26 protein-coding genes are annotated in these 21,935 nt (G+C 44.1%); 16 read left to right on the top strand and 10 right to left on the bottom strand.

Annotated features, from left to right (window positions below):
* The first annotated feature begins 140 nt into the window (after positions 1-140).
* A complete protein-coding gene (locus tag AAFP11_RS08015) occupies positions 141-1,034 on the top strand; it encodes a histidine kinase dimerization/phospho-acceptor domain-containing protein (RefSeq protein WP_341736565.1) in 894 nt (297 codons plus the stop codon).
* Between the two features lie 117 nt (positions 1,035-1,151).
* Positions 1,152-2,588 carry an IctB family putative bicarbonate transporter gene (locus AAFP11_RS08010; protein WP_341736564.1) on the top strand — a complete coding sequence of 479 codons (1,437 nt, stop codon included), beginning with the start codon at positions 1,152-1,154 and terminating at the stop codon, positions 2,586-2,588.
* Positions 2,589-2,917: 329 nt separating this feature from the next.
* Here AAFP11_RS08010 and AAFP11_RS08005 read toward each other — a convergent pair whose 3' ends face one another.
* The 4 genes from AAFP11_RS08005 to msrA form a co-directional block, all read right to left on the bottom strand.
* Positions 2,918-3,421 (bottom strand): DUF948 domain-containing protein, encoded by a 504-nt coding sequence (locus tag AAFP11_RS08005; RefSeq protein ID WP_341736563.1) that lies wholly within the window; start codon positions 3,419-3,421, stop codon positions 2,918-2,920.
* A 97-nt stretch (positions 3,422-3,518) separates the two neighbouring features.
* Entirely contained in the window at positions 3,519-3,857 is a 339-nt protein-coding gene (locus tag AAFP11_RS08000; protein ID WP_341736562.1) for a YtxH domain-containing protein, read from the bottom strand.
* Between the two features lie 57 nt (positions 3,858-3,914).
* Positions 3,915-4,220 carry a hypothetical protein gene (locus AAFP11_RS07995; protein WP_341736561.1) on the bottom strand — a complete coding sequence of 102 codons (306 nt, stop codon included), beginning with the start codon at positions 4,218-4,220 and terminating at the stop codon, positions 3,915-3,917.
* Between the two features lie 136 nt (positions 4,221-4,356).
* Positions 4,357-5,010, bottom strand: coding sequence for a peptide-methionine (S)-S-oxide reductase MsrA (msrA, locus tag AAFP11_RS07990; RefSeq protein WP_341736560.1), 654 nt, complete (start codon positions 5,008-5,010; stop codon positions 4,357-4,359).
* 319 nt (positions 5,011-5,329) lie between these two features.
* Here msrA and AAFP11_RS07985 point away from each other — a divergent pair, with 319 nt between their 5' ends.
* Positions 5,330-5,467: a hypothetical protein gene (locus tag AAFP11_RS07985; RefSeq protein WP_341734534.1), complete on the top strand. Its 138-nt coding sequence runs from the start codon at positions 5,330-5,332 to the stop codon at positions 5,465-5,467.
* 309 nt (positions 5,468-5,776) lie between these two features.
* On the opposite strand, the gene serS is transcribed toward AAFP11_RS07985, so the two are convergent.
* Positions 5,777-7,057, bottom strand: a complete 1,281-nt coding sequence (serS, locus tag AAFP11_RS07980; protein ID WP_341736559.1) for a serine--tRNA ligase — start codon at positions 7,055-7,057, stop codon at positions 5,777-5,779.
* A 438-nt stretch (positions 7,058-7,495) separates the two neighbouring features.
* Here serS and AAFP11_RS07975 point away from each other — a divergent pair, with 438 nt between their 5' ends.
* Both AAFP11_RS07975 and AAFP11_RS07970 read left to right on the top strand, forming a co-directional pair.
* Complete coding sequence (locus AAFP11_RS07975) at positions 7,496-8,635, top strand: glycosyltransferase (RefSeq protein ID WP_341736558.1); 1,140 nt, start codon at positions 7,496-7,498, stop codon at positions 8,633-8,635.
* Positions 8,636-8,804: 169 nt separating this feature from the next.
* Complete coding sequence (locus AAFP11_RS07970; protein ID WP_340525762.1) at positions 8,805-9,185, top strand: DUF2614 family zinc ribbon-containing protein; 381 nt, start codon at positions 8,805-8,807, stop codon at positions 9,183-9,185.
* Between the two features lie 15 nt (positions 9,186-9,200).
* On the opposite strand, the gene AAFP11_RS07965 is transcribed toward AAFP11_RS07970, so the two are convergent.
* Positions 9,201-9,449 (bottom strand): chlororespiratory reduction protein 7, encoded by a 249-nt coding sequence (locus AAFP11_RS07965; RefSeq protein ID WP_341736557.1) that lies wholly within the window; start codon positions 9,447-9,449, stop codon positions 9,201-9,203.
* Between the two features lie 275 nt (positions 9,450-9,724).
* Between AAFP11_RS07965 and sir the strand changes: the two genes are divergently transcribed.
* The 7 genes from sir (at position 9,725) to AAFP11_RS07930 (ending at position 15,658) form a co-directional block, all read left to right on the top strand.
* Positions 9,725-11,713 carry a sulfite reductase, ferredoxin dependent gene (gene sir, locus AAFP11_RS07960; protein WP_341736556.1) on the top strand — a complete coding sequence of 663 codons (1,989 nt, stop codon included), beginning with the start codon at positions 9,725-9,727 and terminating at the stop codon, positions 11,711-11,713.
* Positions 11,714-11,912: 199 nt separating this feature from the next.
* Complete coding sequence (locus AAFP11_RS07955; RefSeq protein WP_341736555.1) at positions 11,913-12,935, top strand: RsmE family RNA methyltransferase; 1,023 nt, start codon at positions 11,913-11,915, stop codon at positions 12,933-12,935.
* A 56-nt stretch (positions 12,936-12,991) separates the two neighbouring features.
* The gene (locus AAFP11_RS07950; RefSeq protein WP_341736554.1) at positions 12,992-13,255 is read left to right on the top strand and encodes a hypothetical protein; all 264 of its coding nucleotides are present in this window, start codon (positions 12,992-12,994) and stop codon (positions 13,253-13,255) included.
* A complete protein-coding gene (locus AAFP11_RS07945; RefSeq protein ID WP_341736553.1) occupies positions 13,236-13,583 on the top strand; it encodes a type II toxin-antitoxin system PemK/MazF family toxin in 348 nt (115 codons plus the stop codon). The genes AAFP11_RS07950 and AAFP11_RS07945 overlap by 20 nt, the downstream gene beginning before the upstream one ends.
* 249 nt (positions 13,584-13,832) lie before the next feature.
* Positions 13,833-14,267, top strand: coding sequence for a lysozyme inhibitor LprI family protein (locus AAFP11_RS07940; RefSeq protein WP_341736552.1), 435 nt, complete (start codon positions 13,833-13,835; stop codon positions 14,265-14,267).
* A 17-nt stretch (positions 14,268-14,284) separates the two neighbouring features.
* Complete coding sequence (locus AAFP11_RS07935; RefSeq protein WP_341736551.1) at positions 14,285-14,860, top strand: hypothetical protein; 576 nt, start codon at positions 14,285-14,287, stop codon at positions 14,858-14,860.
* 51 nt (positions 14,861-14,911) lie between these two features.
* Positions 14,912-15,658, top strand: a complete 747-nt coding sequence (locus AAFP11_RS07930; protein ID WP_341736550.1) for a PPC domain-containing protein — start codon at positions 14,912-14,914, stop codon at positions 15,656-15,658.
* Between the two features lie 134 nt (positions 15,659-15,792).
* Here AAFP11_RS07930 and AAFP11_RS07925 read toward each other — a convergent pair whose 3' ends face one another.
* Positions 15,793-16,410 (bottom strand): Uma2 family endonuclease, encoded by a 618-nt coding sequence (locus AAFP11_RS07925; RefSeq protein WP_341736549.1) that lies wholly within the window; start codon positions 16,408-16,410, stop codon positions 15,793-15,795.
* Between the two features lie 62 nt (positions 16,411-16,472).
* Positions 16,473-16,697 (bottom strand): YgiT-type zinc finger protein, encoded by a 225-nt coding sequence (locus tag AAFP11_RS07920; RefSeq protein WP_341736548.1) that lies wholly within the window; start codon positions 16,695-16,697, stop codon positions 16,473-16,475.
* Positions 16,698-17,010: 313 nt separating this feature from the next.
* Here AAFP11_RS07920 and AAFP11_RS07915 point away from each other — a divergent pair, with 313 nt between their 5' ends.
* Positions 17,011-18,162: a tetratricopeptide repeat protein gene (locus tag AAFP11_RS07915; RefSeq protein ID WP_341736547.1), complete on the top strand. Its 1,152-nt coding sequence runs from the start codon at positions 17,011-17,013 to the stop codon at positions 18,160-18,162.
* A gap of 210 nt (positions 18,163-18,372) precedes the next feature.
* Here AAFP11_RS07915 and AAFP11_RS07910 read toward each other — a convergent pair whose 3' ends face one another.
* The gene (locus AAFP11_RS07910; RefSeq protein ID WP_341736546.1) at positions 18,373-18,804 is read right to left on the bottom strand and encodes a hypothetical protein; all 432 of its coding nucleotides are present in this window, start codon (positions 18,802-18,804) and stop codon (positions 18,373-18,375) included.
* Positions 18,805-19,257: 453 nt separating this feature from the next.
* Between AAFP11_RS07910 and AAFP11_RS07905 the strand changes: the two genes are divergently transcribed.
* Positions 19,258-19,875, top strand: coding sequence for an alpha/beta fold hydrolase (locus AAFP11_RS07905; protein WP_341736545.1), 618 nt, complete (start codon positions 19,258-19,260; stop codon positions 19,873-19,875).
* 2 nt (positions 19,876-19,877) lie between these two features.
* Entirely contained in the window at positions 19,878-20,489 is a 612-nt protein-coding gene (locus tag AAFP11_RS07900) for an alpha/beta fold hydrolase (RefSeq protein ID WP_341736544.1), read from the top strand.
* Between the two features lie 141 nt (positions 20,490-20,630).
* Here AAFP11_RS07900 and AAFP11_RS07895 read toward each other — a convergent pair whose 3' ends face one another.
* A complete protein-coding gene (locus AAFP11_RS07895) occupies positions 20,631-21,062 on the bottom strand; it encodes a VOC family protein (protein ID WP_341736543.1) in 432 nt (143 codons plus the stop codon).
* A gap of 12 nt (positions 21,063-21,074) precedes the next feature.
* Here AAFP11_RS07895 and AAFP11_RS07890 point away from each other — a divergent pair, with 12 nt between their 5' ends.
* Positions 21,075-21,893: a TIGR00297 family protein gene (locus AAFP11_RS07890; protein WP_341736542.1), complete on the top strand. Its 819-nt coding sequence runs from the start codon at positions 21,075-21,077 to the stop codon at positions 21,891-21,893.
* Positions 21,894-21,935 lie beyond the last annotated feature (42 nt).

Here is a 21,935-nt window from a genome sequence, read left to right as displayed (position 1 = left end):
AGCTTCATCGAAGGGGTCTGTAGTCATTAAGCCTTCCTATAAGGACGGGGTTCGCAACCCAATTTCCTGATAAACTTTGGAAAGAGGTCTGAGCCACCCCTAAAAAATAAACCCTTGATAATAACCAAGAAAAATAAGCAATGAGTAACAAACCTATCAATTTGTCTAGTAACTCAATAAAAATAAAACTGCTGAATTATTTAGCCCAAGAATTGCTGACTCCCCTCACTTCAGTTAATGGGATGGCCAGTGTGTTGAACCAAGAAATTTATGGTCCCCTGACAAGTAAGCAAAAAGAATATATCGATGTAATCCAAGATAGTAGTCGGTCTTTGCGATCGCTAGTTGAAGAAATTTTAGGACTCGCAGAATTGGATGAATCCTGTTTCACCGTCAAGCGAACAGCAGTAGATATAGAAACTTTGTGCCAGCAGGTTGTGACTAACCTATCGCAACCGGCATCTAAAAGAGAGCAAGAAATTAACCTGTCTATCAGTCCAGGGCCCCGTATTTGGCTGGCAGACAAAGAAAAAGTTCAGCAAATGCTCCACCACTTAATTTTTAGCGTGATTCAATCTGCTGGGGCAGGTAGCGTAATTCGAGTACACGTTGTTCGCAAAGATGATGGCATCAATATGGGAGTTTGGGTGTTTCACCCTTGGTTGGGAGAAAGTTTGCCCCATGCTAAACTCTACTCCGACCACTTGTTAAAACTTGAATCGAGTCAAACTTCCCTAGGGAACTCCCACAGCCGAGAATTGGGAATTGAATCTCAATATTCGCCAGCAGTACAAGCTTCCCAGCCATTAAAGCTTTCTTTCTCTGAGTTGGCGACTTTGGTAGCGGAAAATGCCGCCGATACCACACCAGTGTTAGCTGGCTACGGGGATAGGGAGCGTTTGGGATTGCTGCTGTGCTGTCAGTTGGTGGAAATTCAAGGCGGTAAACTCTCAATTCAAGGAACGCCGGAATCTGGGTATCGCTATGTGCTTTCGCTTCCTTGCGTCAATGCTACTGATTTGTTGGAAAGGTAAAGTTAGTTGTGATTAGTTATTTGTTATTTCTGATTCTCATAACGAATAACGAATAACTAATAACCCATCACCAGGCATCCCCAATCACCAATAACCACTTCCTAATTTTAAATTGAAATGAATTCAGTTTGGCAAAAATTAACTCTAGCAAACTTCCCACTTTTACAATGGCAAAATGGAAGTTATTTATTGAATGTCGCCATTGGTAATGCGCGAAGTTGGCGGCAAAGTAGCTGGCTGATGCAATGGGCAGAACCACTGGGTTTTGTATTGCTGGCTTTGACGTTTGGTTTGGGCCCCTTTGTCAACAATGCCCTGGTGGGTGTGTTGATGGCTGCTGGCGCTGCCTTTTGGGTGCTGCTGACGGTTTCCGACGATCGCGCGATCGCCCTGACACCGATTCACCTGCTAGTATTCCTGTACTGGGGCATTGCTACCGTCGCCACCGCCATGTCCCCAGTGAAAGCAGCAGCTTTTACAGGCTGGACGAAGCTAACGCTGTATTTGCTGTTTTTTGCATTGATGGCTAGGATATTGCGATCGCCCCGTTGGCGATCGTGGTTAATCGCCGTGTTTTTGAACGTCTCTCTCATCGTCAGTTTCTACGGCGTGCGACAGTGGATTGATAAAGTGCCACCCCTAGCTACTTGGAACGACCCCACTTCTAGTCAAGCAAATGTCACGCGAGTTTACAGTTTTTTAGGAAATCCCAACTTGCTTGGTTCCTATCTGCTACCGGCAATTGCATTGAGTGCAGCAGCACTTTTTGTGTGGAAAGGATGGGGAACTAAAGCTTTGGCATTGACCATGTTAATCGTGAATTGCGCGTGTTTGCGCTACACCGACAGCCGTGGGGCTTGGATCGGTTTTGTAGCTTTACTGGTGGTGTTTTTAATCCTGCTGTGGTATTGGTATAGTCCTTTAATGCCTCGGTTCTGGCGGACTTTAGCCCTGCCGTTGGGGTTAGGAGGTTTAGCTGTGGCGTTAATTTTGGGAGTAGTTTTAGTACCATCCCTGCAAGAACGAGTGACGAGTATGTTTATCGGCCGCGGTGACAGCAGCAACAATTTTCGGATTAATGTTTGGACTGCGGTGATTGACATGATTCGCGATCGACCAATTCTCGGCATTGGTCCCGGTAACACTGCTTTTAATAAAGTTTATCCACTGTATATGAAGCCGAAATACACGGCTTTGAGTGCTTATTCGGTGCTTCTAGAAATAGCGGTAGAAACTGGTTTTATCGGTTTGACTTGTTTTCTGTGGCTGCTGACTGTCACCATCAATCAAGGTTTGTTGCAGATCAAAAATCTGCGGGATGCACAATTTCAGCAGCTTAACTCCCAGGAAGAATCCCCAAGTCCCACATCTAATCAGGGGTTTTGGTTGATAGCGGCGATCGCCACTTTAGTCGGCATGATGGCCCACGGCTTTTTCGATACAGTTTGGTATCGACCGGAAGTGAATATGCTGTGGTGGTTGATGGTAGCGATTATTGCCAGTTTTTACAGAAATTCCCCGCAGCCAGATTCAGTCTTGACTACCGAAGAATAAAAGGATTATGTATAGCAATGCCCCGTGGCATTGCTGTCAACTTTCAAAGTGATGACCTGCCAGATTTCCTGATAGTAACCGACCTTCTTTCTATGTGGGTTATATCAATTCCGGTTGTATCGGAATGATTTAACCGCGAAGGCGCTAAGGACGCGAAGGAAGAGAAGAGAGAGTTTAATAATTCCAATGAAGAGAGGATTTGATATTACTATAGCAATCCTAAATCATTTGTGAATTTCTTGCTCCCTCCCCGCGAGTTCGGGGAGGGTTGGGGTGGGGTAAAAAACTTGCGACTCATTTAGGATTGCTATATCAGGAAATCAATTTTTTTATTGATCCACCGATGAATCCGTAGGCTTGTATCCCGGCTGTTTTCGCTCATCTAAACCCGAATCCCTCAGCGAAATTACACTTCTTTGAGTGGGTGACAATCGATCGCCCCCTCGACTCCTACCCCCAGACAGCGGCGATTTTCGAGTTAAAGTTTTCCAAGCAGCCTTAACCCCAGTCACCAGGCTACGAGTTGTAACTTGGACATTGTGCGCTTGCTTTTTGGCAGTACCAAGACTGCGATCGACTTGCTTGACAACTTCCCCCGCACTTTGCACCCCTTCACTAACATCATCCGTCAATTCGCTAATTTCCAGCCCGGTTAACCTAATGGCATCCAAAGTCGGCGGAAATTCACGACAAAGGGTATCAGCGAGCTTTTCCACGCTGTGCGCAGCCCGCGTCAAGGCTTGCACCGCAGGTATGAGAGTCACTAACACAGCCGTTAAACTGACTGCGACTAGCAAAATCGAAAGTCCTAACCAAAAGATGGGTTCGCGCACTGGAATCTCGGATTGGGGGTTGGGGAATTTATATGTGGGTCTAATTTTACTTGATTGTGTGGATCAGTCCCAAAGGTAGTCCCGAACAGTTGTGGAATTAGCGGTGCTCCGGGGGCGAGGTAGTCGTGGCGACTTCAGTTTCAGACAGTGTTTGGCGTTCCCGTTGAGTCGCCTCCAAACCGGCGGCGATCGCCTCTTTAAGTCTAATCAAAGTTTCGTCCCAATGGAGCAGTGCCGATTCCGAAAGTCGATCGGCTTGCAATTGTACGCTAGTTGATAAATCTTCGGCCAACTCCGGCAAAGCATCCGCCGATTTTTTCAAAATCTGCCGCGTCTGCTTGCCCGTTCTCGGTGCCATCAGCAAGCCCGTCAGAGCCCCGATGGCCGAACCCACCAGCAAACCACCAATAAATAATCCTGAACGTTTATTTGACATTGCGATCGCGACCTCCCAAAGTATACTTTTACCAGCTACAAATATAATAATTTCCGATTACCTTAATGGTCGATCGCGCCGCCGCCAAAGCATTCGCCCCAAACCTAGCAATCCCAAAAGTTGCTGAAGTTGTTGAAGTTGCCATTCCAGTTGTTGATAATTGCGCCGCAACTGGTGAGCACCTTGTTGCTTTCTAGCAAAGAAATTCGGTGATTTGGCAAGGACATTGGTGCTACAGCGCTCCAGGGCGGTGATTCTCGCTTCACAAAGTGCGATCGTCCTACCCATTCGCCATATTTTCCAAGCTATATAAAAGCCAACCAGAGATATGAATACATTGATGATTATGACAGCAGCCAGCATTTTTCACCTGTTTTTAACTAGCCCATTTACCTTTTGGTAACAGAGAAGATACCCGCCCCACAATAATTTTTTCGAGATTGTGGAACAGGCATCTTGCCTGTTGACAAAAATCAGCCTCAATCTGAGCTTAAATTTTTTAAACTTGAGACATTGCAGGCAAACAAACCTTTGTACCGCCCAAACCGCAATAGCCGTTAGGGTTTTTAGCCAGATACTGCTGATGATAGCTTTCTGCGTAATAAAACTCAGGAGCGTCAATAATCTCAGTAGTAATATTGCCGTAACCTGCTGCCTTGAGAGCTTGCTGGTAAGCATCCCGCGATGCTTCGGCTAGCTGCTTTTGGGTAGCTGAATAAGTGTAAATTCCCGATCGATACTGAGTGCCCGAATCATTTCCCTGACGCATTCCTTGAGTCGGATTGTGACTTTCCCAAAAAACTTTGAGCAGCGTTTCGTAACTAACTTTTTGGGGGTCGAACACAACCAGAACCACTTCATTGTGTCCCGTCATCCCGCTACAAACCTCGTTGTAAGTAGGATTTGGAGTAATCCCAGCCGCATAACCAACGGCGGTTGAAAAAACTCCATCTTGCTGCCAAAACTTGCGTTCGGCTCCCCAAAAACAGCCCAGACCAAACATAGCAGTTTCCATGCCGTTGGGAAAAGGAGGTTTGAGCGGATTGCCGTTAACAAAGTGAGTTGCCGGTACCGGCATCGACTCTGCCCGTCCCGGCAATGCGTCCTGGGAAGAGGGCAGGCTCGACTTTTTGCCAAATCCAAATAGCACCATAGGTTTGTGAGGGGGATCTCTGATAAACATCTTTACCTTACTTAGTTATATCAGATGTACAGTTAAAATAGTGGCACTGTCGAAGTTAAAAGCGATCGCCTATAAGCTAACTTTAACTTTCGTTTTTTTAACAAGTGACATCTATCACTAAAAAAGCGGTAATAGATCGCATTAAGCCTGTGCGATATATCACCTAAAAATGTAAAATTTATCACATTTTTTTGATGTATTAATCACACGTATTTAATTCAAAATCTGCGATTATCATAAATATCAAGTTATTTTTTGATTCAGGATCGGTTCTTAGGAGTGTATCAAAATGCTTTTAACCTCAGCGACTAAACCATTGAAATCTAATCCCTTTATTACTTACCGCGATCCCATGACAGGCAAGTGGGTAGTGGTAAATCAGAATTTACCGATAGCAGCGTCCAACTCCAACACAGTTGCAGCTTAACTGGTAAAAATAATTGTCAATCATCTAGAATAACGAAAAAATTGAAAATGAATACTAAATCTAGAACCCCAACTTATGCAAGGAGTTGGGGTTTTAGATGTTTTGCGACTACTATAATAAGCATTAAAATATTTCTTCCCAGTTGGTAGTGAAGACTTTAGTCGGGAGCATCTCGATTTTGCATAGGCGAAGCATGACCGCTGTAAATCTCTGGTTATCACTAATAAATTGTCTGCGGTCATGCTTCGCCCCTACGAATATATTTGCACTCATTGAGATGCACCCCTTTAGTCCTCACTACCAACCAATTTATAACACCTCTCGTCCCAAATAGGATTGGAGGACTTCCGGCACTTTTACAGTCCCGTCTGGCTGCTGATAATTCTCCAAAATTGCCGCCATTGTACGGCCCACAGCTAAACCCGAACCGTTGAGCGCGTGCACGAATTGAGTGCCTTTTTTGCCCGCTTCTTTAAAGCGAATATTTGCTCGCCGTGCCTGAAAATCTGCGACATTGGAACAACTGGAAATCTCCCGGTATTTGCCGGCATTCGGCAGCCACACCTCTAAATCATAGGTTTTTGCCGCCGCGAAACCTAAATCGCCTGTACATAGTTCGATCGTCCGATAAGGCAACTTCAGCGCCTGCAAAACTCCTTCGGCATCCTGCACTAACTTTTCGTGTTCCTCCGGGGATGTACTCGGATGTACCAGTTTCACTAATTCAACTTTATTAAATTGGTGCAATCGAATTAATCCCCTCGTATCTTTGCCATAACTGCCGGCTTCCCTCCGAAAACAAGGAGTGAAGGAACAGTGATGAATTGGCAACTGTTCTGCTGTCAAGATTTCACCTCGATACAGATTGACAACCGGAACTTCGGAAGTCGGAATTAGCCACAAATCGTCTTGGTCGCATTTAAAACTTTCTTCGGCAAATTTGGGTAATTGACCTGTTGCTGTGAGAGATTCAGTGTTGACTAAAAATGGGGGAATTACTTCTACATAACCAGCTTTTGTGTGCCTATCGAGCATGAATTGAATAATCGCTCTTTCTAGGGCTGCGCCTGCTCCAATTAAGCTGACAAAGCGAGGTTGAGAGATTTTGACAGCGCGTTCAAAGTTGAGTATTCCTAATTTTTCGCCGATTTCCCAGTGCGGCAAAATCCCCGTATTTTGGGGAATGTATTCGTCTCCCCAGCGCCGTATTTCGATGTTTTCATCTTCATTTTTGCCAATGGGGGTTGACGAACTGGGCAAGTTCGGCAACGGCAATAATAGAGCTTCTATTTGAGCTTTTAGGTCTTTTTCCTGTGCTTGCAGTTCGTTGGACTCTGTTCCCACTGCATTGCCTTCTGCTTGCAATGCTTGAACTTCGGGAGATTCTAGGGTTAAACCCGATTTTCTTTTTTGACCGATGAGTTTGGCAATTTCGTTGCTGCGGGCTTGCAGTTGCGATCGCTTCCCTTCCAACTCTCGCTGCTGCTTGTCTAGTTGCACGATGGGCTCGATTTCATAGTTGCCTCCGCGAGTGTTGAGGCTTTCTTGGACAGCTTGGGGATTTTCTCGGATTAATTTTAGGTCTAGCACAGATTTATTCTAAATCTTCAATTCTAAATTAGCAACAACAGAACTAGGGCAAATACAAGTTTTATCAATATTTTTTCGGGTTAACTATAACTTATTCTCATTGATTTTTGGTTGGTGGTGTCACCAATGAGGGGTTATACCCCACAAAGGGTGCTATACTGGAAACATATTAGTAGATGCACCCTGATATTTTTCTACCCCAGCCAGCAATGGCCGGGTTTTTTGTGTCTGTGGACAGTTGACCGTAGACTGTTAAGTGTTGATATCAATTCCGGTTGTATCGGAATGATTTAACCGCGAAGGCGCGAAGTACGCGAAGGCAGAGAGGAGAGAGTTTAATACAGGACGATGAAGAGATGATTTTATATGACTCTTCGACGAAGCTGAACTCGCAAGCGGGCGCAGCATTTGACTGTTGTCCACTGATAATCATAGAAGATGCGATCGCCAAATTATCTATTCTGCTTCCTAGAAATATTCTCCAGCGAAGGTGGGATTCAATCCTATGTTAAAGACATTCTGAAAGCTTACTTGTCTGTTAGCGCCGGGACAAATTCTCCGCCAACAGCGGAAGTTTTTTTATTGCGAGATTCCCCAAATTGCCACAATCCCTTCGAGTCAAAAAATCTCAAGTTTTCTTACCTCAAAACTGAGCCACTTTGGTTTGGCCGTCTGAATTTTGCAGCTAAAATACTGATTAACTTAGTTCAAAAACGCCCTGAACGAGTTTTCTGCGGTCACATTAACCTCGCACCGCTGATTCAAAATTTGTGCGAACCTTTAGGAATTCCTTACACGATTTTAACTTATGGCAAGGAAGTTTGGGAAACACTGCCACCTAAATATCAAATAGCGATGAGCAAAGCTGATAGTATTTGGACTATTAGCAGGTATACCCGCGATCGCACTTGCTACAATAATCACTTAAGTCCTGAAAAATTTCACCTAGTCTCTTGTATAGTCGATGAAAATTTATTTGCGATCGGTCCCAAATCGGAGGATTTATTGGTAAAATACAATCTGAGTGGTGCTAAAGTATTGATGACTGTCGCCAGATTGCGATCGACGGATACTTACAAAGGTGTAGATATCACAATTAAAGCTTTGCCACAAATAGCGCTAACTTTCCCCAATGTGAAATACTTAGTGATTGGACGCGGAGACGATGAATCGAGATTAGCCAAAATTGCAGCAGATTTGGGAGTTGCTGAAAGAGTAATATTTGCGGGTTTTGTACCCACGGAAAATTTAGCGTCACATTACCGACTTGCTGATGCTTACGTGATGCCTTCTTGGGAAGGATTTGGTATAGTTTACTTGGAAGCACTTGCTTGCGGAATACCCGTACTGGCGGGAGATGCCGACGGTTCAGCCGAGCCGCTGCAAGATGGTAAACTGGGATGGCGAGTTCCTCACCGCAATCCAGGCGCAGTAGCAGTTGCTTGTATAGAAATGCTTCAGGGGGAGGATAAAAGGTGCGATCGCCACTGGTTGAGGGAACAAACCATAGTAGAGTTTAGTTTTGGAGCCCTTTGTCAATCGATAGCAAAGATTTTTAATATATTTGGGCCAGATTGAGTGGCGTCAGAATACCTAGAACCCCGCAGCACTTTCAGAAGTCGGGGATCTAACAGAATATAATAGTCGTTTAGGGATGTACAATGGAAAGATTAACTCCAAGACGACTGAGAATTTATTGGTTAGGATAGAACTATGCCTACCTGCAAAGACACCCAAGGAGACCATCGTGAACCAAGGCACCCCCAAAATTTCTTTAAAGCTACCCGCTATTAGCAATTGGCTGATACTCTTGGGAATCGCGTGGCTGTTTGCGTCACTGGGTTTGGGTTGGGTAGTTAAATCGATTTTTATTTTAGTAGGTTTTTTGCTACTTACACCTGTGGTTGCTTTTTTTGGTCTCCAGTGGTGGCTGAAACGCAACTTGGTTGAAGGTAAATGTCCCGTCTGTGGGAATGAATTTACAGCGTTAAATCAAACTCAGTGTCAGTGTGCCAACTGCGGTGAACCTTTGAAGGTAGAACAAGGTCATTTTAGTAGGTTGACACCGCCCGGTACGATCGATGTTACCGCAGTTGAAGTGTCAGCCGTGCAACAGTTGGAAGAATAGTTAAAACAACAAATTTTACTTTTCCAAACGGACTGCGTACCACTGCAAAAACTTTCCAGGACCAACATCTAATTCACAATAAGTATTAATTAAATACTTGGCTTGCTGTTCCACAGAAGATATTTTTTGGACATCAGGGGGCAATTCTTCCTGGGAAGATGCTAAAATAGCTGTGAGCTTTTCTAATAATTCCGCAACAGTCAAAAACTGCTCTGGCTGATTTGTTTCTAGCACTACAAACGTATCTTCATCATACAGTGACATAGTTTCAGAGGTTGAGGTTACTTATTTCTAAAGTTTTGTGGAATTAAGCGATCGAACTATAAAGTCTTATTGAGAGCGGCAAGGCCCAAGGGTTCGATCGTGTTACAATTAAGCACCGTCAGAATTCCTATCGGATTACCGTTATTAACTTAGTTGTTAACAGAGCCGATCCAGCACTTCTGAGGAAATTTGTCAAGTGCAAATTTGTCAAGTGTCAAATTGTCAAGAAATATTCGATCGATCCTTATCTAATTATAACGGATACTATACATTCCATGACTACATCTTCCACTTCAGCGCCAGTGGCGCGCAAACCCTCTAAATCCGAAGGCCTCAAAGAACGGAGCAACTATTTACGAGAACCAGTTGCGACAGAATTGTTGCAAGAAACAACCCACTTCACCGAAGACGGGATTCAGATTCTCAAATTTCACGGCTCCTACCAGCAAGACAACCGCGACAATCGAGTTAAAGGCCAAGAAAAAGACTATCAGTTCATGCTGCGCACCCGCAATCCAGGCGGTTTCGTGCCCCCGCAGCTATACCTCACCCTCGACAAGCTATCGGAAGAATACGGCAACCACACCCTCCGTGTCACCACACGCCAAGGCTTCCAAATACACGGCGTGCTCAAGAAAAATCTTAAAGCAGTGTTTTCCTCAATTATTAAAAATATGGGGTCAACCTTGGGAGCTTGCGGCGACTTGAACCGCAACGTTATGGCACCGCCAGCACCGTACAAAAATCGGCCAGAATACCAGTATGCACTGCAATACGCTAATAATGTGGCCGATTTGCTGACACCGCAAACAGGAGCTTATTACGAAATTTGGCTGGATGGGGAAAAGGCTGTGAGTGCTGAAGAAGACCCCGCAGTGAAAGCAGCCAGACAGTCAAATGGCAATGGTACAATATTTCACGACGATCGCGAAGAACCGATTTACGGCCAGCACTATATGCCGCGGAAGTTCAAATGTTCCGTGACAGTACCGGGAGATAATTCCGTTGACTTGTACTCTCAGGATTTGAGCTTAGTAGTATTTACCAATGAAGCTGGGGAGTTGGAAGGTTTTAACGTGTTTGCTGGTGGTGGTTTGGGCCGCACTCACAATAAAGAAGAGACTTTTGCGCGAGTTGCTGATGAGATTTGCTATGTTGCCAAGGATGATGTTTACAATTTGGTCAAGGCAATTGTAGCAACTCAAAGAGATTTTGGCGATCGCACAGACAGAAGACACGCCCGACTGAAATACCTGATTAACGACAAAGGTGTAAAGTGGTTCCAGGAAAAAGTAGCCGAATATTTTGGCAAGCCACTAGAACAGTTTAAACCCTTGCCAGAATGGAAGTATTTCGATTTCTTGGGTTGGCACGAACAAGGAGACGGTAAACTGTTTGTGGGCATTTCTGTAGAAAATGGCCGGATTAAAGATGAAGGTTCATTTCAGCTAAAAACCGCTTTGCGGGAAATCGTGCAGAAACATAACTTGCCGATGTTGGTGACACCGCACCAAAACGTGCTGATTTACGATATTTCACCAGATATCAAACAGGAAATTCAGGGAATTCTATCACGCTGTGGGATTCAGGGAGAAACTGCGATCGACCCCTTAGTCCGCTATGCTATGGCTTGTCCTGCGATGCCGACTTGCGGGTTAGCGATTACCGAATCAGAGCGCGTGATACCGAGCATTTTAGAGCGAATTCGGGCGCTGTTGACCAAAGTCGGCTTAGAAAACGAACATTTTGTAGTCCGAATGACTGGTTGCCCCAATGGATGCGCCCGCCCTTATATGGCAGAATTGGGGTTTGTCGGGAGCTCGCCGGAATCTTACCAGATTTGGCTAGGCGGTTCTCCTGAACAAACGAGGCTGGCAAAACCAATTGAGGAAAAGCTGCACGTCAACGACTTTGAAGCTTTTCTAGAGCCAATTTTTGTTTATTTTAAGCAAAAACAGCAACAAAGTGAGAGTTTTGGCAATTTTTGCGATCGCGTCGGGTTAGAATCTATCCGTCAATTTATAACCAACTACCAATCTGCTGACTCGATGACAACTGAGATTAATGAATTAGAAGTTACGTCTAGTAACGAAAATGAGAACGAAACAGCCGCGGCTACTGGTAAAGTCCGTCGCCGAATTAGTGTTCGCGATGAAATTTACAACGAGCTCAAAGAAGAAGCAGCCCGTCAGGGTAAGCCAATCACGCAGCTAGCGACAGAAGCAATTTCAAATTATTTGAACAAGATTAAGGAGGAAGCATAAGGAAATTTTCGATAGTCTTCAATAGACCTCTGAAACAAGTAGTATAAAGGCAAAGCATTGGCATAAAAAAACCTTGAATTTCTCCAATAATTCCCGTGGTTATAAATGCTTTGCCTTTCTCCTCTCTTCCTCTGCGTTCTCTGCGCTCTCTGCGGTTAAATAAAAAAAATATAATCAAAAACGAGCAATCAAAAATTAAATGGCTCAATTACAAAGATTAGCAATTAATGCCGCCAAAATTTCCGACAAATCGATAGACTTAAACGCCGAACAACAACATTATTTACATCGCGTACTCAGGTTACAAACAGGCGATAAATTTATTGCAATGGACGGAAGAGGGCATTGGTGGCTAGCAGTCCTAGAAGCCCAGGAAACAGGGTTAATTGCGTCGATAATAGAAGAAATCCCGGTTGACAAGGAACTTGCCGTCGAGGTGAGTTTGATGGCTGCCTTGCCCAAAGGAAACGGGTTTGACGAGGTTGTCAGACAGGCCACAGAGTTAGGTGTGGCAAGCATTGTACCGGTGACTAGCGATCGCACTTTGCTGAAACCGAGCAGTCAAAAGGTCGATCGGTGGAAGCGGATTGCTGCGGAGGCGGCGGAACAGTCGGAACGTCAATTTGTGCCGAGTATTTTTGAGCCTGTTTCGTTTGATTTGGCGGTGAAAGATTGCGGTCAAAAATATCGATATATTTGTGTGGCTCGTGGGGATAATCGGCATTTGTGGGATTGTTTGATGGATTTAGAACCCCCCCAACCCCCCTTGGTAAGGGGGGAGCCAGGATTAGAACCCCCCCAGCCCCCCTTGGTAAGGGGGGAGCCAGGATTAGAACCCCCTCAACCCCCCTTGGTGAGGGGGGAGCCAGGATTAGAACCCCCTCAACCCCCCTTGGTGAGGGGGGAGCCAGGATTAGAACCCCCTCAACCCCCCTTGGTAAGGGGGGAGCGAGGATTAGAACCCCCCCAGCCCCCCTTGGTAAGGGGGGAGCAAGAATTCGATTCCGCCTTTGTAGGGGCGGTGCCCCCGTGCCCGCCCCCTGGGAGAGAATTATCGATTGTCATAGCAATTGGCCCGGAGGGTGGATGGACTGAGGGTGAGGTGAAAATGGCGATCGAGTTTGGTTTTGAGCCTGTTTCTTTGGGGAGTAGAATTCTCAGAGCAGTCACTGCTCCAATTGTCGCTTTATCTTTAGTTGGAACGATATTTGAAAAATCTTAATATATCGAAAAAAATCAAGATACTTGCTTGGTTTGGCAATCGCAGGTAAAATGTAAATGAGTAACTATCGCAGGAGTAATATGTTACAGTCAATAGAAGGCATATATCGAAATGGCAAAATAGAGTTATTGGAAATGCCGGCAGACATAGAAGAAGCACAAGTTATTGTTACTTTTCTGCCCAAATCAGGGTTGATAGACTTACCATCTCGCGGTATCGATCGGGAACAAGCCTCAGATTTAAGGTTGCGGCTGACGAGATTTGCTCCTGATTGGGAACGACCGGAAATGGATGCTTACGATGCCTTATCATCGCGGTGATATCGTCCTGGTTTTGTTTCCCAATGCAGACTTGCGTACTGCGAAACGTCGTCCTGCTTTGATAATTCAAGCTAATAATCTGGGGACTGGTTTTGGACAAACAATTACGGCAATGATTACTAGCAATTTAGTGCGTTCGGGACACCCAAGTCGCGTTTTTGTTTCCTTAGCAACAGCGGAAGGAAAACAAACAGGACTTTTAGCTGATTCGGTAATTATGACGGACAATCTTGTGACGCTTCTCGAAGTAGAAATAGATCGCAAAATAGGTGTTTTTTCAGATATGATGGCCGTAGATGCTGCTCTCAAGCACACTTTAGCAATCTGAAAAAGAGGGCGAATTGAATTCAGTAAATATGAAAACAAATTTTAAATTAATCAGGTCTACTCTGTATGCTGTTAAGAGAAAATATCAGATAGGTGAGTTGACTAGCAATCAAAAAAGAGTCTAGAAACATAAGAATTATTAACTTCTCTCTGCTCTCTCTGTGTTCTCTGCGTCCTCTGTGGTTAAATAATTCCGAATTATCCATTGCAAAACCACCAAAAATTCATAAAATAGGTAAAGTGAGAACCAATGAAAATAGATTTGAAGAAAGGTCGATCGCACTTTTGGTCGTTAGCAAAGCCCTCGAAGAGGATCGCACTTTTAGCAATAGTCGGTACAACATCAGTTTTGGCACAATCTGGACATTCTGCGATCGCTCAACAACTTAATTGCGATCGGCCTCAAGGAGATGTAGAAGTCAGAGCCTGTATTCGGTTGAGGTATGAACTCGCAGACAAGCAACTGAATGATGTTTACAAACAACTGATTGCTAAGTTGAATGGGGAAGAGAAAGCCCTACTTGCAGAAGCACAATTAGGATGGATTAAAGTGCGAGATAATAGCTGCGAATTTGAAGTGTATAGGAATCGTGGGGGTACGGGTTATCGAGGTTTTTTGAATGAGTGTTTGGAGCGATCGACTAAACAGCGCACGGCCGAATTAGAGAAATATTTACAGAGATAAAGGAGGAATAGCAATCGATGCTAAAGTTAAACAATCTCACCAAGTTTGTCACATTACTAATCGGCACAATTGTCATTTTTGCGGTTTGGGTAACATCTGTCAATGCTCAAGCGCAACTCACAGAGCGATCGCAACTAGCGCTTAATGGTATTGGTCCGATCCGAGTAGGAATGACCGTTGATGAAGCCTCAAAATCTGCTGGAATTAGATTAATTAGAAGTGGGAGTGGTGGTGGTGACGAATATGAATGTTCCTACGTTCACCCACAGGTCGAACCAAAAGAAATTGCCTTTATGGTAGTAAAAGGTCGTATTGCTAGAGTAGATATTAACAACAAGCGCATGACCACCCTTACAGGAGCTAAAATCGGGCATACTCAAGAGCAAATTATTAAGCTGTATCCAGGACAAATTAAAGTAACTCCACATCATTATATTAGCGCTCCACCTCAAAATGGTAAATATTTAACTTTTGTCCCCAAAGATGCGGCTGACAAAAACTACCGGCTCGTTTTTGAGACTAGCAAAAATCGTGTAGATCGCTTCCGTTCAGGGAAACTTCCTGAAGTTGAGTATATAGAAGGCTGTTCCTAATCAGAAAAGTAATTTTTTGGGGAATTTTAGTTCAAACAAAAAGGGAAAATTATGAAAATGCGATCGCCCATAATCATCACCATCATCACAGCAATCCTAGCCGCTGCCTGCATCCCAGCAGTTTTCGCCCAGCGAACGCCATCAGCCAATGAAATCTACATTGATAAAGATTGCCGCCGAAACCAGCAACTACAATTTGACAAATTCACTGTATTCAATCAAAATGAGTTCACAGCTAACGGTCAAAAATATTGGTTTTACGCAGCCCGCTATCAAGACGGAGCAGTTCTTTTCTGTATTTCACAACCCAATTTTAACCAGCCAAAAGTTTTAAATGCAGAAAAAATACAAAGACAATTTATTGACAAAGTAGTCCGAGATGTCAACAACAAAACAGCCTTTATCATCGCAGTCAGAGGCGGAAACGGTTTGGATACACCCGTGACAAATTATGGCTTAGATTTGAGCAATCCCGATCGCCCAAAACTCACCTCTCTCTCCCTCCTCCAGCAGCGAGAAACCTTAAAAGAAGGCGAATCCCGCGAATACACATTTCCAGGAAGTGCAGGTCAACCGATCGCGATCGACCTCAAAAGCAGAGCATTCGACCACAACATAACACTGTTCGACAGCAGCGGCAAAAAGATTGCCGAAAAAACAGGCAACTCCCAGAATCGCAGAGAGTCTCAAATCACCCTAAAATTGCCTAGTAACGGCACTTATAAAATAGTTGTTAAAGGAGGCGATCGCACTAGCAAAGGTACTTACACATTAAGCGTTAATTCCAATCAACTTTAATAGAACTGACGCACGGGTGGCCAGAAACCGGGTTTTTTTGCATTATACTTCGTTACAGCCCACAAAAGCCACAAAAAACCCGGTTTCTTTGGTTCTGATGGGTAACTCCTGTTTAACAAACATCCGCCCCTATATTACAGTTTTTGAATTCGACTGCTTTTGATAACCCGATCGACAGTCACGTCTAATTCGGGAAAAGTTGGAGAAATAATGCGATCGCAGTCTGTAAACCCTTGAACCTGATAACTCCCTTCCACTAAATGGTAAACAAAAATGGTAGGCACTTTCGGATTACCCAGATAATATCTAGATGCGATCGCCAAATAATCCACAATCCAATATTCACAAATACCCAGCCGTTGATATTCATCGAACTTATCAACGTAATCATCTTCCCAGTTTGTTGAAACCACCTCAACCGCTAACTGAATCGGTTCCCTTAAAGCACCATAAGCTAATACATTACTATTCCACAACAAGCCACTTACAACCCCAACATCAGGATTTCTACCTTGTTCTTGTCCCCCAGCCGTTACAGTTCTAATTCGGATGTCCTTATCAAGGATGTAGTCAAGTCCTAAACGTTCATTTTCTCTATCAAAACACTTGACTAGATAGCGCGCTACATTTTTATGAGCTCTTGTTGCGTCCACCTCGACAATTTTTCCGTTTACAAGTTCGTAGATGCCATAACCGTCGGGATACTGTTCTAGGAAATCCTCAAAAGTAAGTTTAACTGCTGTTTGCACCATAACTAAAAGTTGTTTTATTTGGTGTTAATTTTCATCATTTTTAACTCAACTTCAACCAATCGCTAAGCAAACTCAAAAACAGGTGTTTCAATCACCCTAATAGGCTTTCTATCTTCCCAAATCATCTTCTGCAACTGTTCCACAGTTTCAGGTAAAAAAAATCGCTCTCCCGTTTCCAAACACACTCTAGCAGGAACATTTTCAATAATAATAAACTTACCATGGATTTCCAGCGTGTAAGTTACCTTTTGTTCCACCATCGTTTCTTGCAAAATGTCATTGTTCATTTTGATTTATCCTCAACTTAAAATCCATCCAAATTTTCCTATCGGGTTCGTATAAAGTAATAATTTTTACCAAAGGACGAGATGGATAACTGCACTGAACGTGCAAAGGTCTATTGGTATACGAATATATTTGCCAAACACAGATGCACCCGTCAAGAACAGGCAGGATGCTTGTTACACAATAATTATGGGAGAGGTCTAATAGTTTCATATAATATCCATAATTTAACATATCAAAGCAAAAATTGTTAACCACTGGCGGAATCAACCAAACATCAGTCAACATATAAAAGACGCCATTCCCCCAACCACCATGACAGACATCCACCAAATCGTCACCGCCCTAGAAGACAAAGAATACAAACAAGCTGCCCAACTCATCAAACAACTTCAAACAGAATCCCCCGAAAATCCCTGGGTGAAATACTACATAGCCCGTTACTACGAACTCACCAATAACCCCAAAAAAGCCGAAACCACCTACAAACAAATACTCCGCGACATCACCAATCCCAAAATCATCTCCCAAGCCCGTCAAGGGATTCAACGGATTGAAACCGCAGCACAAGATAGACTCCAAGAAGCCATAGAAACCGCCAAAAACGACCCCAGCAACCTCGAACCAGCACTCCTGATCCTGGAAGCCGTCACCCCCGAAGACAAACCCGCAGCCATCCAAAATATCAGCAGAATCTTTCAAACCGACACCTATACAACTCGGATGCAAGTTCAAAGCCGCGGCTGGAGACTGTATAAAACCGGCCCCATCGCCGAACTCCAAATCTACGGCGAAGAACTCCTCAACGCCGGAATCCCCGTATTCTGGGGAACCCTAGCCGATATTCAAAAAATCCAAATCTTTCGAGTTCAACACTTCCAATCCCTGTCTCCCCCCGTCGTGGTTTGTAAAGATACACTGGATAGACTAGGTGCGATCGAATTTAACTGGTCAGAAATCAGCCAAAGAGTAGAAGGATTATTACCCATGTTTATGGAAATCATGGACTACTCACCCCATCGCAGAACCGACCAATTTCGCCACAAAGAAATCACCCAAGATTACGCTCAAATCTGCGATTTACACATCCCTAGTCGCCACTGTATTCTCCGAATTTGCGACCAAAGTTACGAATTTCAACAAGGAATTGACTTTACCCAAATTTCAGCAGATATTCCCGCTTCAGCCCCCAAAAAACCCAAATCTGGTTCCCAAAAACCTCGACAAATCCCTCAAAGTACCACCAGAATCAACTGGAATCACTTACTAGAAATACTTGACCAACAGCTTGATGTGACAGTGTGGTCAGAATTTACTCCCTTTGCCGAGACAGTTCTGGATTACACTCATATGTTAAGCAACATCGAATCTTATGTAGAGGTCGATCGCAAATCAGAAACCCCTTGGGATGCAGCTTTCCAGCTATACAGCGGATTAGCCTTCCTGAAAAACCTAGGAAATAGGTAATAGTAATAAAAAGTTAAATATTAAAAATCACAAACACCAGTGTTAAATTTTTAATATTAGTATTTGCAATTTTCCAATATCCTATTACCTATTACCTATTACCTATAGCAATCCTAAATCATTTGTGAATTTCTTACTCCCTCCCCTTCATAAGGGGAGGGTTGGGGTGGGGTAAAAAACTTTACGACTCATTTAGGACTGCTATATTACCTACTTGGTTTTTACCTGACGAGCCATTTCCCGGAAATTATTCATGCTGGGTCCAGGAGTCCTACGGCTGGTATTTGGTGTTGGCATTAAATTATTAGGAGCAAAGGTCAGAGTCGGTTCGCTAGAACTCGGTACTTTTCCGTTAGTTGCTGTTGCTGTGGCTACTTTCACAGGTTCTTTTTCTGGCTGAGGCTTTTTGGCTGTTTCTGTCTTAGCTTTCTTGGCGGGTTCCGATTTGGGATCACTCGCTTTTGCTACTGCTGGGACTGCGACTACTGGTTCAGGCTGTTTAGCAGCAGCAAGCTCAACTTTCGGTGACTCCTTCCCATCAGAGTTTCCCAAATCTAGAAAATATTCAGACTTTTTGAAGCCCAACAATCCGCCGATAAACCCGAAAATAGCGCCGAAGAAATTTTTGATAAAACCAAACATTAGATTTACTCCTTTTGTTTTTTTAGAGAAATTTGTACCAGCTTTTGAAATACTCACGCCCGCTAAAGCAGCAGTGATTCTTGACGCTTCATTGGGTTCTGCTAACCGTTGCTAGTCTGACAATCCCTCTGCGCCCATTTAGAGTCGTGGCGATTCCCCATCCCGACTTGTTCTATATTTCTAGCAGCATTGTCAACAAAGTTAGACTACGAGGTAAAGAAACCTTTGTCTATATTTATTCATCAAAATTTACATTTAGTGAGTAAAAACACCGATACTATAGTAATTTTTACTCAGTAATAGTAGTCTGAGCTTTGCACTTATTTACGATTATCTCAGAATTGATGACAGATTTCCGACTTAACTCGATCCGATTGGCCATCTGTCCCACTAGGGGTCAAACTCCCTAGGTGAGTGATTTATGCTGTAGTCGATCAGAAATTTCCTCTCCAAATGAACAGTTCGCTCGATCGCAATCCAGTCATCCTGGTACACGGTATCTGGGATACAAAAACAATTTTCAACACTTTGTCAGCCCACCTCAGCCAACTCGGATGGCCTGTACATAGCCTCAACCTCACCCCCAACGACGGTAGCATCGGCCTCGACTCACTAGCGAAGCAACTAGCAGACTACATTTCTGAGGCTTTCGATCCAGAACAGGCGATCGACATAGTAGGCTACAGCATGGGCGGCATAGTCAGCCGCTACTACGTTCAGCGACTGGGAGGGATTAATCGCGTCCAGCGTTTCATCACCATATCTTCCCCCCACAGCGGCACTCTCACCGCCTATTCTCTCCCCTTACCAGGATACTTGCATATGCGTCCCGATAGTGACTTACTGCGAGATTTAAATCAAGATGTCACCATGCTCAAACGCATCAATTTCACCTCTATGTGGACACCCTTTGACATAATGATAGTCCCGGCAAAAAGCTCCCAAATGCCAGTAGGTAAAGAAGTCAAACTCAAGGTTTTGCTGCACCGCCAAATGGTAACAGACCCCCAAAGTATCAATGCCTTAGTTACAGAACTAACAGCACCTATTAAAAATAAAATTTCCAGCTAATCATGAATAGCAATTCTAGCTATAACCCAGTGTTACTGATTCATGGCATCTTCAGAAAATCGGGGATTTTCAATAAAATGTCCGGCCATCTTACCCAACTAGGATGGTCCGTATATAGCCTTGACCTCGCACCCAATTGGGGCAACACTACCCTGGAAGAATTAGCCCAACAACTGGCAGATTATATAGATACAAACTTCGACCCAGAACAGCCTTTAGATTTAGTAGGATTGAGTATGGGAGGTTTGGTCGCTCGCTACTATCTGCAAAGGCTAGGCGGAATTAACCGAGTGCAGCGATTTATTGCCATATCTTCTCCTCATAGTGGCACTTGGACTGCTTACACTTTGTGGGGAAAAGGCTGTGTTCAAATGCGTCCTGGTAGTGTTTTTTTAGAAGATTTGAATCGAGATGCTAATCTGTTGAAAAAGCTTAACTTTACTTCTATTTGGACACCTTGGGATTTCATCATTGTGCCTGCTTCTAGTTCCCAAATATCCGCAGCCAAAGATGTGAAGTTGTCAGTATTTGCTCATGCTATGATGGCGAGAAATTCTCGGAGCTTAAAAGCAGTTGCTGAAGCACTTTCAGAACCATTGCAAGTTCACGACTAGGTTAACTTAATGAAAAGTAAAATGGTCTTTTATCTATCCCAGACTTGCTGCTGCTGACAAAGTTATAGGGCGACATCCGCCAGCCGGTGATTCGATTCCATCCGAAAGTTTATCTGGTGCGGTGATTATTTCCCCCTGCCATCAAAGCGCATCGCCTACTTCGGCATATTCGCTGCGCCCAAAAATTGCCTCAGCTTCACAGTAATACTTGAATTCCAGTATATTGTGAGCAGGGTCTTCTAAGAAGAAAGTGCGGTGTTCTGTAGGCAAACCCACAAACCGTCTTCTCGGTTCTTGATAGAAGTTCAAGTTGTTTTGTTGTGCTTTTTCTAACAAGCTTTCCCAGTCTGCCTCGGAGGTAAAAACTAATCCAAAATGTCGGGGATAGATACCTCTTTGAGGTGTCAAAGGTTCGTGGCTAAGGTGGGCGACAATTTGATTGCCACACAAACCCATAATCACCGAATTCGGGGATTCCCGACCTAATTCGCAGCCGAGCCCGTCCACATAGAAGGCTTTTGTTTGAGCAATATCGCTCACGGGGAAGGCAAGATGAAATAAGACTTTGTTCATGGAGGTAAAAAGATGACTGTGCAGAATTCTGAGTTGTGGTTTAATTATTTATCTTGGTCTAATCCTTGGTTGGTGGCGATCGCCCTTAATACAATTTTACTGGCGATCGCCACGATTACTCCCAAAAAATTACTCACTCCCGCAGGACAATTTCACGGCTGGCTGTTGGGTGTCATCATCTGGGGCTGTTTGGGATGGCAAGGCTATGCTGTGGTGATGTTCTATTTTCTCGTCGGATCGGGAGTTACTCGGATTGGCCAAGCCCAAAAAGAGGCAGAAGGGATAGCCGAAAAGCGTTCCGGCGCGCGAGGCCCAGAAAATGTCTGGGGTTCTGCTTTAACTGCTACTCTTTGTGCCTTGGGAGTTTTAGCTTTATCTATTTTAGGGGAGACAGGCAAGATGCCTGTCTCACAAGATGTAATTTCCCTGTTATTGCTGGGCTATGCGGCGAGTTTTTGTACTAAACTTGCCGACACCACTGCTAGTGAAATTGGTAAAGCTTATGGAAAGCGGACGTTTTTGATTACTACTTTCAAGCCAGTACCTAGGGGGACGGAAGGGGCTGTCAGTTTAGAAGGAACTCTCGCTGGTATTTTCGCCTCTATTCCGATCGCACTTTTGAGTTGGGCTGTGGGTTTAATAGACTTGACAGGAATTGTTTTTTGTGTTATTGCAGCTTTTATTGCTACTAACATCGAGAGCGTGATTGGGGCAACCCTCCAATCAAAGTTTGAGTGGCTCACCAATGAAGTGGTTAATTTTATCAATACTCTGATCGGAGCGATCGCAGCGATCGTGTTAGCCTCAGCCTGGACAGCTTTTTTCGCTTAGTTTGGTCAACAATAATCATTAGTCATTAGTCTCAAGCGGTCA

The sequence above is a fragment of the Microcoleus sp. CAWBG640 genome (genome assembly GCF_020883015.1).
Lineage (GTDB): Bacteria > Cyanobacteriota > Cyanobacteriia > Cyanobacteriales > Microcoleaceae > Microcoleus > Microcoleus anatoxicus.
Note: the sequence above shows the minus strand (reverse complement) of the source record. Positions and strands in the feature narration are given on the sequence as shown.